The 16,367-nt window shown below is 43.8% G+C and carries 15 protein-coding genes; 4 read left to right on the forward strand and 11 right to left on the reverse strand.

Annotation, left to right across the window (positions count from 1 at the left end):
• Window positions 1–4 precede the first annotated feature (4 nt).
• Complete coding sequence (locus tag MNR06_RS06945) at window positions 5–1,213, reverse strand: acyl-CoA dehydrogenase family protein (protein ID WP_243540463.1); 1,209 nt, start codon at window positions 1,211–1,213, stop codon at window positions 5–7.
• Between the two features lie 155 nt (window positions 1,214–1,368).
• On the opposite strand from MNR06_RS06945, the gene MNR06_RS06950 reads away from it, so the two are divergent.
• Window positions 1,369–2,472, forward strand: a complete 1,104-nt coding sequence (locus tag MNR06_RS06950; RefSeq protein WP_243540466.1) for a competence/damage-inducible protein A — start codon at window positions 1,369–1,371, stop codon at window positions 2,470–2,472.
• 2 nt (window positions 2,473–2,474) lie between these two features.
• On the opposite strand, the gene MNR06_RS06955 is transcribed toward MNR06_RS06950, so the two are convergent.
• From MNR06_RS06955 to MNR06_RS06965, 3 genes are all read right to left on the reverse strand, one after another.
• Window positions 2,475–2,825 carry a hypothetical protein gene (locus tag MNR06_RS06955; protein ID WP_243540468.1) on the reverse strand — a complete coding sequence of 117 codons (351 nt, stop codon included), beginning with the start codon at window positions 2,823–2,825 and terminating at the stop codon, window positions 2,475–2,477.
• Between the two features lie 253 nt (window positions 2,826–3,078).
• Window positions 3,079–4,269: a S1 RNA-binding domain-containing protein gene (locus MNR06_RS06960; protein WP_243540470.1), complete on the reverse strand. Its 1,191-nt coding sequence runs from the start codon at window positions 4,267–4,269 to the stop codon at window positions 3,079–3,081.
• A 288-nt stretch (window positions 4,270–4,557) separates the two neighbouring features.
• Window positions 4,558–6,906 (reverse strand): vitamin B12-dependent ribonucleotide reductase, encoded by a 2,349-nt coding sequence (locus MNR06_RS06965; protein WP_407933203.1) that lies wholly within the window; start codon window positions 6,904–6,906, stop codon window positions 4,558–4,560.
• A gap of 145 nt (window positions 6,907–7,051) precedes the next feature.
• On the opposite strand from MNR06_RS06965, the gene MNR06_RS06970 reads away from it, so the two are divergent.
• From MNR06_RS06970 to MNR06_RS06980, 3 genes are all read left to right on the forward strand, one after another.
• The gene (locus MNR06_RS06970; RefSeq protein WP_243540473.1) at window positions 7,052–8,797 is read left to right on the forward strand and encodes a hypothetical protein; all 1,746 of its coding nucleotides are present in this window, start codon (window positions 7,052–7,054) and stop codon (window positions 8,795–8,797) included.
• A gap of 116 nt (window positions 8,798–8,913) precedes the next feature.
• Complete coding sequence (locus MNR06_RS06975) at window positions 8,914–10,071, forward strand: cysteine desulfurase family protein (protein WP_243540475.1); 1,158 nt, start codon at window positions 8,914–8,916, stop codon at window positions 10,069–10,071.
• A gap of 113 nt (window positions 10,072–10,184) precedes the next feature.
• Entirely contained in the window at window positions 10,185–10,511 is a 327-nt protein-coding gene (locus tag MNR06_RS06980; RefSeq protein WP_243540477.1) for a HesB/IscA family protein, read from the forward strand.
• Window positions 10,512–10,544: 33 nt separating this feature from the next.
• On the opposite strand, the gene MNR06_RS06985 is transcribed toward MNR06_RS06980, so the two are convergent.
• The 7 genes from MNR06_RS06985 to MNR06_RS07015 form a co-directional block, all read right to left on the reverse strand.
• Window positions 10,545–11,369 carry an alpha/beta fold hydrolase gene (locus tag MNR06_RS06985; protein WP_243540480.1) on the reverse strand — a complete coding sequence of 275 codons (825 nt, stop codon included), beginning with the start codon at window positions 11,367–11,369 and terminating at the stop codon, window positions 10,545–10,547.
• A 51-nt stretch (window positions 11,370–11,420) separates the two neighbouring features.
• Complete coding sequence (locus MNR06_RS06990) at window positions 11,421–11,828, reverse strand: 2Fe-2S iron-sulfur cluster-binding protein (RefSeq protein ID WP_243540482.1); 408 nt, start codon at window positions 11,826–11,828, stop codon at window positions 11,421–11,423.
• Between the two features lie 5 nt (window positions 11,829–11,833).
• A complete protein-coding gene (gene tyrS, locus MNR06_RS06995) occupies window positions 11,834–13,045 on the reverse strand; it encodes a tyrosine--tRNA ligase (RefSeq protein WP_243540483.1) in 1,212 nt (403 codons plus the stop codon).
• Window positions 13,046–13,062: 17 nt separating this feature from the next.
• A complete protein-coding gene (gene rny / locus MNR06_RS07000) occupies window positions 13,063–14,628 on the reverse strand; it encodes a ribonuclease Y (protein ID WP_243540485.1) in 1,566 nt (521 codons plus the stop codon).
• 18 nt (window positions 14,629–14,646) lie between these two features.
• Window positions 14,647–15,207: a 5-formyltetrahydrofolate cyclo-ligase gene (locus MNR06_RS07005; protein WP_243540487.1), complete on the reverse strand. Its 561-nt coding sequence runs from the start codon at window positions 15,205–15,207 to the stop codon at window positions 14,647–14,649.
• A gap of 25 nt (window positions 15,208–15,232) precedes the next feature.
• On the reverse strand, window positions 15,233–15,541 hold the full coding sequence (locus MNR06_RS07010) for a cell division protein ZapA (protein WP_243540488.1): 309 nt from the start codon (window positions 15,539–15,541) through the stop codon (window positions 15,233–15,235).
• 106 nt (window positions 15,542–15,647) lie between these two features.
• Window positions 15,648–16,238, reverse strand: coding sequence for a hypothetical protein (locus tag MNR06_RS07015; RefSeq protein ID WP_243540490.1), 591 nt, complete (start codon window positions 16,236–16,238; stop codon window positions 15,648–15,650).
• Window positions 16,239–16,367 lie beyond the last annotated feature (129 nt).

A 16,367-nucleotide genomic window follows, 5' to 3' on the forward strand; every position in this document is an offset into this window, starting at 1 on the left:
CCTCTTACTTGTATAAAGCTTCAGGACTGCGAGCTAAGTCGCGAGTGATATTCTTTTGGTGGGCTTCAATAGTACCGCCACCGATTTCAAGAAGCTTTGCATCTCTCCAAAGTCTTTCAACCGTGTATTCACCAACATAACCGTAACCACCCAATACTTGGATTGCGCGGTCAGCAACGTTTTTACCCATTGTTGTAGCAACAAGTTTAACGCCATCTGAATCCAAACGATTGCCTTCATGATTAAGATCCATGCGGCGAGCTGTTTCGTAAACGTAAGCACGTGCAGCTTTGTATTCAGCATAGCTATCAGCGATGTAGCGTTGAATTTGACCGAAGTGGTTTAAAGATTTACCGAAAGCTTCACGGTCTACAGCGTACTTATTCATTATTTCAATTGAACGACGAGCAATACCTAAGCTCATAGCTGCCAAAGTTAGGCGCTCGATTTCAAGGTTGCGCATCATGTGCAACATAGAATCACCCTCTTGGCCTACTAAAGCAGACGCAGGAACGTGGCAATCTTGGAACACAAGCTCAGCTGTGTTTGAACCGCGCATTCCTAATTTGTCTTTGATCTTTTGACCAACTTCGAAACCTTTGTGTTCTTTTTCAACTAGGAAAGTAGAAACCTGAGTACGGCCGTTTTTTTCGCCCGTTTTAGCGTAAACTAGAACCAGGTCACAAGGAGTGTTGTTTTCATCAATAGTGCCGTTTGTGATCCACATTTTGCGACCGTTGATGATGTACTCGTCGCCTTTTTTTACAGCTTTAGTTTGCATGCCCAGAACGTCTGTTCCGATAGCAGGCTCAGACATCGCCATTGAACCAACCCATTCGCCAGAGCAAAGTTTCGGCAAGATACGGTGACGTTGTTCATCACTGCCGTTAACTGCGATGTTGTTCACGCAAAGCATAGAGTGCGCAAGGTAAGCCAAAGCAAAACCAGGATCAGAAGCTGACATCTCTTCATGAACGATGGCTGCTGCTGTCGCATCCATTCCAGCTCCGCCGAATTGTTCTGGAACTGTGATACCTAGAAGCCCCAACTCCCCGACTTTTTTGAAAAGCTGAAGATTGAATTTTTCTGAACGGTCATATTCGTGCGCTTGTGGTTCGATTTCAGATTCAGTGAAAGATTTCACCGTTTCACGAAGCATGGCGTGTTCAGGTGTTGGGTTGTAAAGATCAAATTCTTTCCAGTTGAAAGACATGGGTAGAGTCTCCTTTAATTACGCAGGTATCAGAATGGGTGAATCTATTGAGAGTCTGACTCTCGGGCAAGGTTTTGAGCCCTATAATGCGACGCGCATAGCGCAATTGGAACGCCCTAGTCTACGGTTCAAGAACTATTGGAGAAAATTCGGAAATGAAAGCCTCTGTTCTTGGAATTGGTACTGAATTAGTTGATGGTCAAATCGTTAACAAAAACGCTTCTTGGATCTCTAAAAAACTTAAAAAACTGGGGCTGACCACATCCACCCATCTTGTGGTGCCTGATGAAAAAAAACTGATGCGCGAAGGAATTGATTTTTGCGCTTCCCACAGTGACGTGCTTTTTTTAACTGGCGGCCTTGGGCCCACCTCTGACGATTTCACTAGAGACATCGTCACTGAATGGTTGGGTGTGCCTTTGGAATTTGATGAAATGTCTTGGAAACATGTGACTGACCGTCTTACTTCCCGCGGCTACACCGTTAAAGAAATCCAAAAGCAGCAGTGCTATTTTCCAAAAGGATCCAAAGTTCTAGTTAATAGCCAGGGGACCGCCAATGCCTTCTTCGCTGATGGTCATGGTAAAAAATTATTCGTGTTGCCCGGCCCGCCGCGAGAGATTGAAGCCGTGTGGGATGCGAACATTCACGACTGGCTTATTGAAAACACCAAGCACCTTGATCCATACATCACGCGTACCTGGGATACCCTGGGGGTTGGTGAATCTGACATCGCTATTATGGTGGAAGAAATTTTAAAAGATGTTCCTGGCGAAATAGGCTATCGCGTGCACCTGCCGTACGTGGAAGTGAAATTTTCCTACTATAAATCCCAAGAGCAGGAATTATTGCCTGCGATTCAAAAACTTACTGAAGCCTTAAACTATTGCTGCATCACCCGCGATGGCGCCGATATCGCAGAACTTTTAGCAGTTCACCTAAAGCCAATTAAAAGTTTAAATTTAGTCGATGAAGTGACGGGTCAGTTTTTAGTAAACCGACTGATGCCGGTCTTACGCGATTTCATGACTAATAAAACGTGGAGCATTTCTAAAACTAGAAACACTGCCTTAAGTGCAGAGTTAAATCTGGAAATTAGAACTCGCGATGAGCATCATTGCGAAGTGATTTTTCAACACAAAGGAAAGATCATCAAAGACATCATCACCACACCTTATAAAACGGCGAATATGAAAGATCGCCGCCATCAATATTTTGCAGAGATGGCGTTGATCTTCTGGCTTAAAAACATTGTTTAGGATTATTTCGCCAGGCGCTCGAAGACTTTTTTGAAAAAGGATTTTTTCACGTAGTCTTCTGGTGCCATTTGCAGACGTTGATAGTTGGTATCAACGTAGCGAAGATGGTCGAACACCAAAGCGGCCGCCTCGTGAGCGCTTTGATATTCGCCTTGAAAAATTTGATTCTTATAGAAAGCTCCCAGAACTGATATCGAGTTGCTCTCTACAAAAACCTGCATCAGGGTAAAATCTAAATACTTGCGTTGATCTGGAGAGATCCTTTCCCCAGCAAACTTTAGGTTTTGAAAAAGCCATTTTGAAGTGGCTAACTCTAAAATCTTCCCTTCTATATAGTTTTTTTGACTATTCACGGCTGCCCCACTTTCCAAGACGTTCAAGCAAATACACGTGGACTCTGGTAATTGTTCGGAACCTGGAGGGAAAAATAAAGGATGGGAAGAACCCCTAAACAATTTTTATGATTAGGTGACCAGGGCAAAGCATTGCAGAGGCAAAATCAAAGGACGCCAAATAAAAAAAGAGACAGCGTCCTTGCTGCCTCTTAATAAATTTAATTCTTAAGTGAGCCTTACTCCGACAACGTCGGAGTGTAGAGTAGACCAGCTACTTTGGTTTGATATTTAGGTTCTTAAACGCATCCCCTAAAGACCCAAAACTACCTGCTTTTGAAGTGTGAGCTTTCCAGCTTTGATCTTCCACTTCGCCTGGAAGACCCAAGGAAATCTTCTTTTCTTCAAAAAGAATTTGATCCACTTGTACGGTCACTTCGTCGCCACGTTTTTTATTTTCATACTGGGCAGCATCCACAGAGTCTCTCCATTTTGACTTTGGAAGTAGACCCGTAATACCAGGCGCCAGATTGACGAAAAGACCGTAAACTTCTTTCTTTTCAACTTTGCCTTTTACGATAGTTCCCACTGGGAATTTTTCAGGAACTGTCATCCAAGGATTGCCAGCTCCATCAGCCTGTTTTAAAGAAAGTGAAATCTTAAGCTTACCATCAAGTTCTTCAATTTTAAGTAGCTTCACGGTCACAGCGTTACCGATAGAAACCACTTCATGGGCATCATGCACACGCGACCAGGAAAGCTCAGACACGTGAACAAGGCCTTCGATACCTGGCTCTAACTCAACAAAGGCACCGAACTTTTCAACACGCACGATTTTACCTTCAAGCAAAGCACCTGGTTCATGCTTCTGCATGAAAGCACCTTCATTTTCCGCACGTTGCAATTCAAGCAAACGACGACGAGAAACAACGATATTGCGTTTGTCGTACTGAGTGATCAAGAAATCAAATTTCTTACCCACATATTCGTTAGCATCAGTGGTAAATTTCATATCAATCTGGCTGATAGGACAAAAAGCCGTTTTACCTTGAACAGAAACACGGAATCCACCGTTGCAAGTCTCTGTCACACGACCTTCAACAGGAAGTTCCATATCAAATGCATCTTCCAAGTTATCAGTGGTAGCACCCTTAGCACCTTTTTTAGCAAGACGAATCTCGCCACCTTTAAGGGCCGTAACCACGCAATCAATAACATCACCAACTTTGTATTTAACTTCTTTATTCTCATCCAAAAGATCACGAGTAAAAAGCATCCCATCCACCGGAGTACCCGTAGAAATGAACGCCTCTTCACGACCAATAGAAAGAATCTCTCCACGAACTTCATCACCAACACGAAGTTTACGATCTAAGCCCTTTTCAGATTGAGCAAACATCTGCTCAAAACTCTCAAAGCTCTTTGATTCTTCAATATCATCACCAAAAATATCTTTTTTGCTCATATCTAAATTCCCTTAAAAGAAAATAAAAATCTAAAAAACCAATTTCCTAGAGCGTCGACGAAGTCGACCCAAAAACCACGCCGTCGTTCGTCCAAACCCACAGTAGTTCGCTAACTAGTCCTCGGAAGGCTTCGTAGCTGGCTTAGAGTGTCTGGCACGAAGAGCGCCTTTGCCGGCGCCTGGATGGCGCGAACCGCAGCTTTGCTGCGGCGGCAACTGAGCCCGGAAGGCGTGCGCTCGCAGTGGCAGATACTCTAAGCCAGCTACGAAGCCTTCCGACCGGACGAGTTAAGCACAACCTACAGTGGTTCCGCAGTTTGGACAACGATAACAGCCGCTTGTTAGCACCGTGTCGCTGCCACATTCTGGGCATTTCATCGTAAAGTTAGGTACAAAACCCTCTTGGGGCTTAGTCGTCTTGCGCATGTTTAAGGGTTGGCTTTGCTTGCTGCCGTCGCGGTACACCGCAACCGCCTTCACCCCTAGCTTCCAGGCAAGAAAATAGATGTTACCGATTTCCTCTTCTGTCGCTGTATTAGGCAGATTCACCGTCTTAGAAATTGCTCCGCTAATAAACGGTTGCACTGCTGCCATCATTTTCACGTGGCTTTCCGCTGATAACACCCTTTGGCCAATGACTCCAGTGGCACAATCAAACACAGGCAGGTCTTCGTTACGGATCTGCTCACAACCCATCAACGTATTGTGCTCTTCAATATACTTCGTGATCGCAGTGATTTCTTGAGGCGAATAATTCAAGGTCCGTAAAGCCTCAGAAACTGCGTTATTAACAATTTGTATTTCCCCACCACCTGAAAGCTTTTTGAATTTCACGAGGGAAAAATCAGGCTCAATGCCCGTGGTATCACAGTCCATCAATAGGCCAATGGTCCCTGTTGGAGCGATCACTGTGGCTTGAGCATTTCTAAACCCATGTTGGCCGCCGTTATAAACGACCCCTTTCCACAAGTTCTTCGCCGCTTTTTCTAAGCCCTCTGGTAAAAGGCTCCAGTCGATTTTTCCGACGGCTTGGGCATGCATTTTCATTACTTTTAACATCGGAGCACGATTTTTTTTAAATCCTGCAAAGGAACCCTTTGCTCGCGCCATTTCAGCACTGGTTAGGTAGGCAACACCAGATAAAAGTGCTGATAAAGCTCCAGCCCATGCTCTGCCTTCATCGCTATCATAGGCAATACCTTTTCGCATTAATAAGCTGCCAAGATTCGCAAACCCCAAACCTAGGGGGCGATAGTCATGGGAGTTCCGTGCAATCTCTTCAGTTGGATAACTTGCGTAATCAACTAAAACTTCCTGAGCAACAAACAGAGTTCTTGCTGTATGAATGAAAGATTCAAAATCGTAACTGCCATCTTCATTTAAGAACTTCACAAGATTGATTGAAGACAGATTGCACGCAGAATCATCTAGAAACATATATTCAGAACACGGGTTGCTTGAATTGATCTGATCGGTGTTCGGGCAAGTATGCCATTTATTAATCGTCGAATGAAATTGCACTCCCGGATCGGCGCACACCCAAGCCGAGTGAGTGATTTTTTTCCACACTTCTGCTGCGGGAATGGTTCGAATCGTTTTGCGCGAAGCCCTTGCAATCAGTTTCCAGTCCTTGCGAGCATCCACGGCTTTCATAAAGGCATCAGTCACTCGAACTGAGTTATTTGAGTTTTGACCAGAAACAGTCCGATAAGCTTCACCTTCAAACTCGGAACTTAAACCCGCTGCAATTAGCATGTGGGCTTTTTGTTCTTCGCGCATTTTCCAATCAATGAAATCTAAAACTTCAGGATGATCGATATCAACGACCACCATTTTAGCAGCCCGGCGTGTGGTACCGCCCGATTTAATCGCGCCAGCACCTTTATCTAAAACTTCTAAAAAGGAAATCAAACCAGAACTCATTCCGCCCGCACCCGTCATTTCAAAACGACTTCGGATTTTTGAAAAGTTGCTGCCAGTTCCAGAACCGTATTTAAAAAGTTTTGCTTCGGTTTTTGCTAACTCGAAAATCCCTTCGATGGAATCATCCGCACTTTGAATAAAGCAGGCTGAACACTGCGGGCGCTCATAGGCGTTCTGGGTCGCAATGATCGTTTTCTTCTTTTCATCCCACGCGAAATGTTCACTTGGCGATTTGATTTTATAAGACTCCCACAGGCCCGCATTAAACCACACCGGTGAATTGAAGGCGCCTCTTTGCGAAAGAAGTATGTACTTCAACTCTTTTGCGAAAATTTCGGCGTCTTTTTTATTTGCGAAGTAGCCACCTTGGGATAACGCCGACGCGGTTACTGCCTTCACAACTCTTTCAGTCAACTGACGCACAGATTTTTCATGTCCTGTTTTTGGTACACCTAATTTTCGAAAATATTTGCTGGCAGCGATATCCACTGCAAGCTGTGACCAATGAGCTGGTGCTTCTACATTTTTCATTGAGAAAAACACTTCCCCTTTACGATTGCGAATCTCGCAGTCGTATTTTTTCCACGCAAACATGCGCTCAGGATTTTCACCAGAAGGAACGAAATAAGATGGACTGTGTAAGGCTTTTTTCTTCATTGAACTATTGTAGGTGTTTGACGGCTTTCCAACAAGTGAGGTCGACCTTACGAACACATGTTCGCAAGACACCTAACACAAGGTCTAGGGAGCGCTTACTATTTGGCAATACTAGGGAATTTCTCAGGTTTATGTTAATTAGCGAACCTAATTAGGCCGTTAAGAAATGTGAGGAATCAAAATTTCTTTGCATGGGAATATTATGAAGCAGGACAACGCGAACAAGACTCTGTTAATCATAAAAGGCTCCGCGAATAGTCTTGCGACTGTCGAAAGTTTTCTTCGCAATCGTGAATGGAAAGTAAAGTCCACGACCAATCTTAAAGAAGCGCTGATTCATTTAGTTCAACAACAACCTAAGTTCGTCATGGTCAGCGTTGATCATCCGAACAAAAAAGTTCGCAACCTTCCAAAAATTTTAACGGCTGCTTTCCCCGTGTGCGTGATCGCGTTTGCTGAAGAGTCTTCAACGGCCTCGTACAATATGCTGAGCAATGCTGCCACTGAATATCTTTTGTATCCACCAGTGACAGGTCCTGCAGTAGAAAGAACTGTTAACAAATACTATAAAGACTTACAAACCAAAGATCCTGCGCAAATGATGGCGCGTGCTGGGTTAAAACAAAACGAAGAAGAAGGTGTTATCGCAATTCGCGGTGGCGCTGATCAACAGTTTAATTCTCAGAATGCGCAAAGTTTGTTAGCGCAAATGCTTGGTGGCGAAGACGGTGCATCTTTTGTGAATAGCACGGGCTCGCAAAATTCTCCTCAAGGCATGGTGCCAGGTTCACCTCAACAAAATGCAAACGGACCACAGGGCATGGTCCCCGGCTCATCTAACAACAACGTTAACGGTCCTCAAGGAATGATTCCAGGAGCTCAACAAGGCAATCCACAGTTTGCAGGCGGAGCTCCTTTAACCGGACCCGGGTTTAATGGCAATCAACCTCAAGGAATGGCTGCTGGAAATGGCTTCAACGGAATGCAACCGGGCACAGGTATGCCTCCGGGCATGCCGGGACGATTTGGAAATTCTACTAACAGCGATTCAGAGCATATGCCAAGGGGAATGGGTGGCAGTGCTTTGCATTCGCGCAACTTCGATCCTGATGACGATAAACCCTATACCTCTTCAATCCATAATTTAAATCGCGGTGATGGTCCCGGATGGGCTCCGCTTCCGGTAAAACCTAAAGCTAAAAAACATCGCGCAGGACCAGAACAAATTGAAGAAGATCCGCGGGCGACAAAGGGTGGCGATTCCGTGATGTTACGAGGCACCAAAGATGCCTTAGATAAATCCTGCAATATCACCGGCACCTTTGCGCAATCAGAAGCAATTGAAAGCTCAACAAACGTGGCGTGCATCGTAGTTGAATCGCCAAAATTTTCTGGTTATCTAGTGGCGGCGTTAGGAAACAATCGCGCTATCGACAGCGCATTTATTCAAAGAATCAATGAAAAGCTGATCAAGTTTTTAAAAGATAATGGTGAAAAAATTGACGAAGGTGAATCGATGCAGTTGCGAATCAAACAAGTGCCTTTTGAAGATTGGGCCCTTGATTGTGCTGAGTTCCTGCGTAAGTCGGTGCATGATGGTAACGAAGTGGCCATGGCCTTTTTCCCTCGTCAAGACGTGCGGACTTCCTATGGCGAATCTGCTGCAGAAGAAATGGCATCAATAAAAACCAAAGATTTAGCCGCGGGCGTACCCGTAGAATTTAACGTTTACATCCATTTACCGAGAAATAATAAGTACGTCCTATACACTCCCCGCGGAGCCATTTTTTACGACGTTCAAAAGCAGCGTTTGGACAATCAAGGCATTCAGGAATTGCACATTTTAAAGCATGAACTGCAGGATCTTGATAAGTACCGCGCTCAGAACTTTTTAAACGACAAAATCCAAGAGTTTGAAGCTAAAGAAAACAAGAAAAAATTAGCCTAACCCCTTCCTGGATTCCTCCCAATCAAAATCCTAGCTTTTGCAGTTGACGCAAGGGCCTTCGCAGGATTAGCTCTTTGCCTATGGAAATTAGCTCTGAAAGACCTCTTGAGAAGCCTATGCATATCGACAAAGGTATCTACCTTGATTACAACGCCACGACTCCGGTAGACCCTGTTGTTTTCCATGCTATGGAGCCTTACTTTAAAGAGCATTTTGGAAACCCAGCAAGTGCCGCCCATCACTGGGGTTGGATAGCTGAAAATGCGACTAACAAAGCTCGCACGCAGGTCGCTTCTTTGATCGGCGCAAAACCAAATGAAATCACGTTCACAGCTGGCGCTACGGAATCAAATAACTGGGCAATTTTTGGTTTGATTTCAAAATTGCGCGAAGAAAATCCGCAAGAGCCTTTGCACTTTATCACAAGCACGGTTGAACACAGTTCAATTATGAAGGCCATGGCCGCTGCGGAAAAATTGGGAGTGGAAGTAGACTTCCTTCCCGTAAATTCCTATGGCCAAGTTGAAATTGAAACTTTAAAAAAAGCCATCAAACCGCATACGAAATTGATGAGTTTTATTTGGGTGAATAACGAAATCGGCACGATCAATCCGATTGCTGAGATCGCAAAAATCGCCAAAGAAAATCAAATTTATTTCCATACCGATGCCACCCAAGCCTTTGGAAAACTTCCAATGAACGTAACAGATCTTGGGATTGATTTGATGTCTTTTTCTGCTCATAAAGTCTACGGCCCAAAAGGGATCGGTGGTCTTTACATTCGCAGTAAAGATCCAAAAGTTTTGATCAATCCGCTGATCTATGGCGGCGGCCAAGAAAAAGGACTTCGCTCTGGAACTTTGAATGTACCAGCGATTGTTGGAATGGGTGTGGCTGCAGAACTTTGCAAAAACACTTTAGAACATGAATACGAGCGCCAACTGCAGCTTAGAAATTTCTTTTGGGAAAAACTAAAAGCCGCGATTCCAGGAATTATTCTTAACGGTCATCCTACGGAAAGAGCGCCGAATAATTTAAACGTCAGTTTCCCTGGCCATAAGAGCGAACAGCTTTTACCACGCTTGCAAAAACTTGGGGTTAGCACGGGTTCTGCCTGTGGGACTGGTTCAATGTCACTAAGCCATGTTCTTTTAGGCATTGGTGTAGCGCCAGATGTGGTTCCATGCACTTTAAGATTAAGCATTGGCCGTTGGACCACCCAGGAAGAATTAGAGCGCGCTGTGGAAATCCTAAAGGGATCTATTTCCCACTAATTTTAGCTACTTAGCCCCCACAACCAAGGCCTTAAAAGGGGCCTTTTAAAGGCTCCTCATTGCCCGGGCCTTATGCTATACTGCACAGGTTAATTTTTGAAACGGAGTCCTTTATGATCCAAATTTCAAGTGAAGCAGCTTTAAAATTAGCTTCTTTAAAAAAAGAAGAAGGTAAAGACGACAGCGCATTTCTTCGCGTTGAAGTGAAAAAAGGCGGCTGTTCAGGTTTGTCTTACAAAATGAATTTCGATTCTGAATCGCGCACCGGCGATAAAATGTTTGAATCCCACGGTCAAAAAATCGCGGTTGATCCTCAAAGCATGCTTTATATTTTAGGTATGACTCTAGAATACTCTGGCGGATTGAATGGCAAGGGCTTCGTATTCAACAATCCTAATGCTAATAAGCATTGCGGCTGCGGATCTAGCTTTAACGTCTGACCCATGTAGCGCCCGTCGGGCGCTTCGCCTGATTTAGCCAACTCGCTCATTCAAATTATCAGTTTCTAAAAACTCAAAAATAAATTTAGAAATTTCATCCGGCTGAGTCTTAATCGCCAAGTGCCCCGCACCTTTAAGCGTGATTACATCTTCACAACCAATGTGCGCCGCAAACTTCGAATATGCTTGGTGATTAAATAACAAGTCATCCTGATCAAAGATCAAACGGCAATCACCACGATATTTATATAATTTCTGATTCCAGAACTTCCAATTTTCCGAACGTAAAATCCACGAAAAATGCTGAATCATGTGCGCCACAAATTGCAGCTTGCGACCTTTAAGATTTTCTACCGCGATGGCACTATCCCCGCTTCTTTCATCTCTGAAAATCTGCGCGGATCTTCTTAAGAATGCTTTCCCCATGGGTGTTGACAGCATCAGATACACACTTTTTAAATTCAGTGGCACTGATAAAAAGAATTTCAATTCCACCGGAAGGAAGTTTTTCACTGGATCTGTCACCATCGGATTAATCAAAACAGTTTTATGAACCAAATGAGGGTGCTGACAAGCTAAACCCCAAGACAAAGCTCCACCATAACTTAAACCTGCGACAGAAACCTTTTCACCAGGAAAAGTGTCACGAATGAATTTAGCCAAGGCTTCGATTTGTACAGTAAAGAATAATTTGTCTGAGCCCATGTAGATGTGGCTTAAATTTGGAACGATCACGCGGTAAGAAGAAGAAAGAGATTGGGCAATGTTTTCCCAATGCTGAACACTTCCTCCATAACCATGAAGAAGAACTAATAGCGGCCCCTGGCCCCGTTCTCTGAAAGTGATCTTATGAGACATACAAGATTACTTATCGGATAAGGAGCCTTAGCAGTTCACTAGACCTTGGACTTACTTCTTGTCTTTATCTTCGATTTTTTCATTCAAAAGCATGGTGTCGTTGACGGCTTTTGATTCGATTTGCTTGTTAGTGCGGAAACCGCGGATCTTCTTGGTTTGATTTTCAGCTTTTTCAACTTGCTCTGTAAGATCCACAGTGACGTCGCCAAAACAACGAACTTGGCAGCTTAATCTGCGACTGTCGATGAAATGACTTGTCCCAATCAGATTCAATTCCGCTTTATTCGGTGGCAAGATGTTAGCTTCCCCTGCAGCAATGCGTACGCGGCATTCTGCGCAGGACGGAACACCTTTACAGATCGAGCGAATTTCAAGATGGTTTTCCGTCGCAATCTGCAAAAGACTCTTATCAGGAGAGCCTTCAACTTCGATATTTTGCGGAAGAAATTTAATTTTCATAACGACTACTTTACCACAATCTTTACGAATTTTTTCTTACCAGCCTTCACAACAAAACTTTGGCCCGATGTAAGATCCATTTTTAATCTTGGATCAGACACTTTTTCGCCATCGATTTGCACACCACCACCTTGAATCAAACGGCTGGCTTCACTGTTAGAAGCCGCCATCCCCGCTTTTACCATCAGTGGGGCTAAACCCACTTGTGCTTCAGAAGAAACTTCAAAGTCTGGAACTTCATCAGGTAAACCCTTATCAACGAAGATACGATTAAATTCTTCTTCAGCAGCCATCGCAGCTTCTTGGGAATGGAAACGTTTGATTAAGAATTTAGCCAAATCCACTTTCACAGTGCGCGGATGTTTATTGCCGCTAGCAACGTCAGCTTTTAACGTCGCCAATTCACTGGCTTTGATGTCAGTTAGTAATTCATACCAACGGTACATCAAATCATCAGAAATTCTCATGGTCTTACCGAACATATCCTTCGGCGTATCGATCACAGAAATATAGTTATCTAAAGACTTCGACATTTTATTAACGCCGTCGATACCTTCTAAGATTGGCATCGTTAAAATACACTGTGCTTCCTGACCATAGGAACCTTGCATGTCACGACCGACAAGCAAGTTGAATTTTTGATCTGTACCACCCAGTTCAACATCCGATTTTAAAGCCACTGAATCGTAGCCTTGAGTTAACGGATATAAGAATTCATGAATACCAATCGGAGTTCCAGATTTATAACGTTTGGTGAAGTCCTCACGCTCAAGCATTCTTGCAACTGTGTATTGGGCTGACATTGTGATGAACTCTTGCGGAGTCATCTTGCCAATCCAAGATGAGTTGTAAACGATCTCTGTTTTTTCAGGATCTAGAATTTTAAAAATCTGCTTAGCGTAGGTTTTACCGTTTTCTTCAATTTGTTCGCGGCTTAGCATGGGGCGCGTGGTGTTTTTACCAGACGGGTCCCCGATCATCGCGGTGAAATCCCCAATCAGGAATTGAACCTTGTGGCCCAAATCCTGGAAGGTTTTTAGTTTATTGATAACAACCGTGTGACCAATATGAATATCCGGGCGAGTTGGATCTGCACCCAACTTAATATTCAAAGGTTTCCCTTTTTTAAGTTTCTTAAGCATCTCTTCGTCGTTGATAAACTCTGCAACGCCGAATTTGATTCTTTCTAACTGCTCGCGAGGATCTAGAAAACTCATACTTACCTTCTTAACAATTAGCGAGCATGCTCGACAGAACGGGTTTCACGAACCACCGTGATTTTGATCGTACCAGCTTGTGGCATCTCACGCTCAATTTTACGAGCGATATCACGAGACAACATCACAGCTTGGTCATCAGTCACTTTGCTGCTTTCAACTAAAACGCGAACATCTTTACCGGCTTGAAGAGCCAAAGTTTTAAGAACGCCATCAAAGCTGTTACCGATGCTTTCAAGGTCTTCCAAACGGTGAATGAATGAATCCATTTGTGGACGACGAGCGCCCGGACGAGAGCTAGAAAGAATGTAAGCGGCATGAACAATCCACGCCAGGATCGAATGAGGTTTTTCCTCTTCATCATGGGAACGGATCGCATGGCATACGTCTTCTGATTCGTTATATTTTTTCGCGTACTCAGCACCAACAAAAGCGTAGCTGCCTTCTGCAGTGTGATCGATAGCTTTACCGATGTTGTGCAATAGACCTGCTCTGCGGGCTTGTTTTACGTTCACACCCACTTCACCAGCAAGAAGACCGGCGATGTTTGCCACTTCCAAAGCTTGGTTTAAAGCATTTTGACCTTGGTAGGAACGGTATTTCAAACCACCGATGATCTTGATCAATTCCGGGTGCATGTTCGGAATACCAAGTTCCATCACATGGCGTTCGCCTTCTTCTTTGATGGATTTCATCAATTCAGAACGCTGCTTTTCAACGACTTCTTCAATACGTGCCGGATGCACGCGGCCGTCTTCCATTAGTTTTTCAATCGTCTTACGAGCCAGTTCGCGGCGAACTGGATCGAAACCAGAAATAACCACTGCTTCCGGAGTATCATCCACGATTAAATCCACACCGCAAAGCGCTTCAAGGGTACGAATGTTACGACCTTCACGACCGATGATTTTACCCTTCATCTCGTCATTTGGCAGAGCAAGAACACTGACTGTACGCTCTGAGGTGTATTCAGAAGCAAAACGAGAAAGGGCCGTTGCCAAAATTCTTTTCGCTTTTTTATCAGATTCTTTGTGGGCTTCTTCTTCGATTTGCGCGATCTTTTTAGCGGCCTCTTGTTTTGCTTCATCTTCAAGAGCGCTCAAAAGTTGGCGGCGAGCTTCGTCCTGGGTCATTGCGGCTACTGACTCTAACTTTTGTTTTAGCTCCCCGATTTGCGCTTCGCCTTTTTTCTCTAGATCTTTAATACGATTTTCAGAAATAGCGATTTTTTCTTCGCGGTCTTTAAGCGTATTTAGGTAACGCTCGTTTTCTTCCATCTTTGCCTTGAACTGGTCGTCAATTTCTTTCAAACGGCGTTCTAGCTGAGATTCTTTGTTTTTTACTGTCGATTTTTGCTTATGAATATCAGCTTCGACATTTTTTCTAGCGCGGACTTCGAAGTCCTTGGCTTTTGTTTCTGAATCCTTTTTGATTTTAGCGGCTTCAGATTTTGCTTTGTTAACGATTCTTTCAGCTTCAACGCGGGCTGATTTCTTTTTGTTTTCGTCTTGAATACGTTTAACAACAAAAACAATCGCTCCGCCAACAATGATGCTGATAAGTGCGGTGATGACTAATTCCATGATCCTTACTCCTGGGTGCTATCTATGCTTGCTGCAATCAATAAGGCCTGTTTCTGTTATGATGTAATCCATCACAATATCGTGGGCCTCGGTGGGCAGTCGGTCTTCGCTGACTTGAAAATCAAAACAAATTCCAACTTTAACCCCCTGGTAGGAAGCCAAGGTCTTATCGTAAAAACCCTTGCCCTTTCCCAGGCGATTGCCGTTCTTATTAAAAACTAATCCGGGGATCAGCAGACCATCGATAGAGGTGATGTCTTTTTGAGGAGAGTCTTGGGACGGTTCCCACACTCCATAAGGTCCAAGCGCAAAGTCGCGCGCCTCAAAAAAATCCAAATGGCCCTCCCGCATGCGCGGAAAAACCCAACTCAGGTGAGAGATGTTTTTAACATCTTCAACCTTGGCCTCTTCGGGAAGACCTCGATAGGCTCCCCAGACTCCACTTTGGGATTTTAAAAAATCCCTGATGTGAAGATCGAGCTGCTGTTGATTTTGAACAAGACCTTGCGCGAACTGTGAAGCGCAAAGAGATTTAAAGAAGGAACGACATTCCTTTTTAGAGCTCCAAGAACCAGACATGGACACTCCAAGAAATCACACAAAGTTAGTTGTTCAAAACCTTGTTGTTCTTGGAATTTTCTAGATCAACAGAAAGTTGCACCGCTCTTTCTTCAAGCTTTTCAAGCTCGCGGTGGGCCTTTCTTTTTAAAAGGATCAGTTCTTCCGCTAAATTCATAGCTGTTAGTACAGCGGCGTTTTGGAAAGAACCGTTTTTAGTTAACGACAAAGCGTGATTCATCTTGCTGTTTACAAATTCAACGAGCTCTTGAACAGTCGCATCGTCATGGGAAGTTTTTAATTTGTAAGGGACACCCGCAATTAGGAAATTGAAGGTTTTTTTATCAGATGTCACTAGCACACCTCAAGCTGCCTTAAACCTTTTAAAACTCTAGAAAAAACCTAGATTCAACACTGTCAAAAGTATAACTCTAAAAGGCCGATATTCAATAACTAAAATTTTATTTCTTAGAGCAGGTGCAGATAGTCCCAAGCTCCGGTTTCTTTTCGCACAGAATCGAACGGCGATTGGCTTTGTCGGTCAGTTCATACTCTTCAATGTCTTTGAAGTTCCGGCGATAGGTCGAGTGAATGCCATTTAGCTTCGTGTCATTGTATGAATACTCGTCTGATTTGATGGTCGCACCCAAAAGGAAGTTATTAATCACGTCTTGCTTAGGATTGATGCGTTGATTCCCAGTCATTCGGATGTCTGTAACGACACCCTTAGCGTCAACTTGCTGCAAGAAAAGCTCGGTATCCATCTTTTTATGACCCATAAACTTGGTTCTTAAGATCAGATTCATGGCTTGCTTTTCTGCATCCAGATAGTGGACTTTTCTTTGACGCAGCTGTGACTGAGAGGTCACGAACTTTTCATCGATCAATTCTTTAAGGCGGTTCAGGTCCACTTTGAAAGAGAGGGATTCATCTTGAAGTTCTGGGAAGCAACGCATGAGGTTTTCATAGGACACAGAAATAGGCTTAATGCCTTCGGCTGATGAAACCAGCGGAGCCAAAAATATCAATAATGCTGTTGCTAACTTTTGCATCCCACAACCCCAAAAAGTTCAAGAATAGAGCATGAGATATTAGGCTAAAGAATCTGCCTGAATCATTCAATAAAAATTCCCAGCAAACTCATTGTGAAACAAATCGAAAAAAACACACATCTCTAGCCT

The organism is Bdellovibrio reynosensis (genome assembly GCF_022814725.1).
Classification (GTDB): Bacteria; Bdellovibrionota; Bdellovibrionia; order Bdellovibrionales; family Bdellovibrionaceae; genus Bdellovibrio; species Bdellovibrio reynosensis.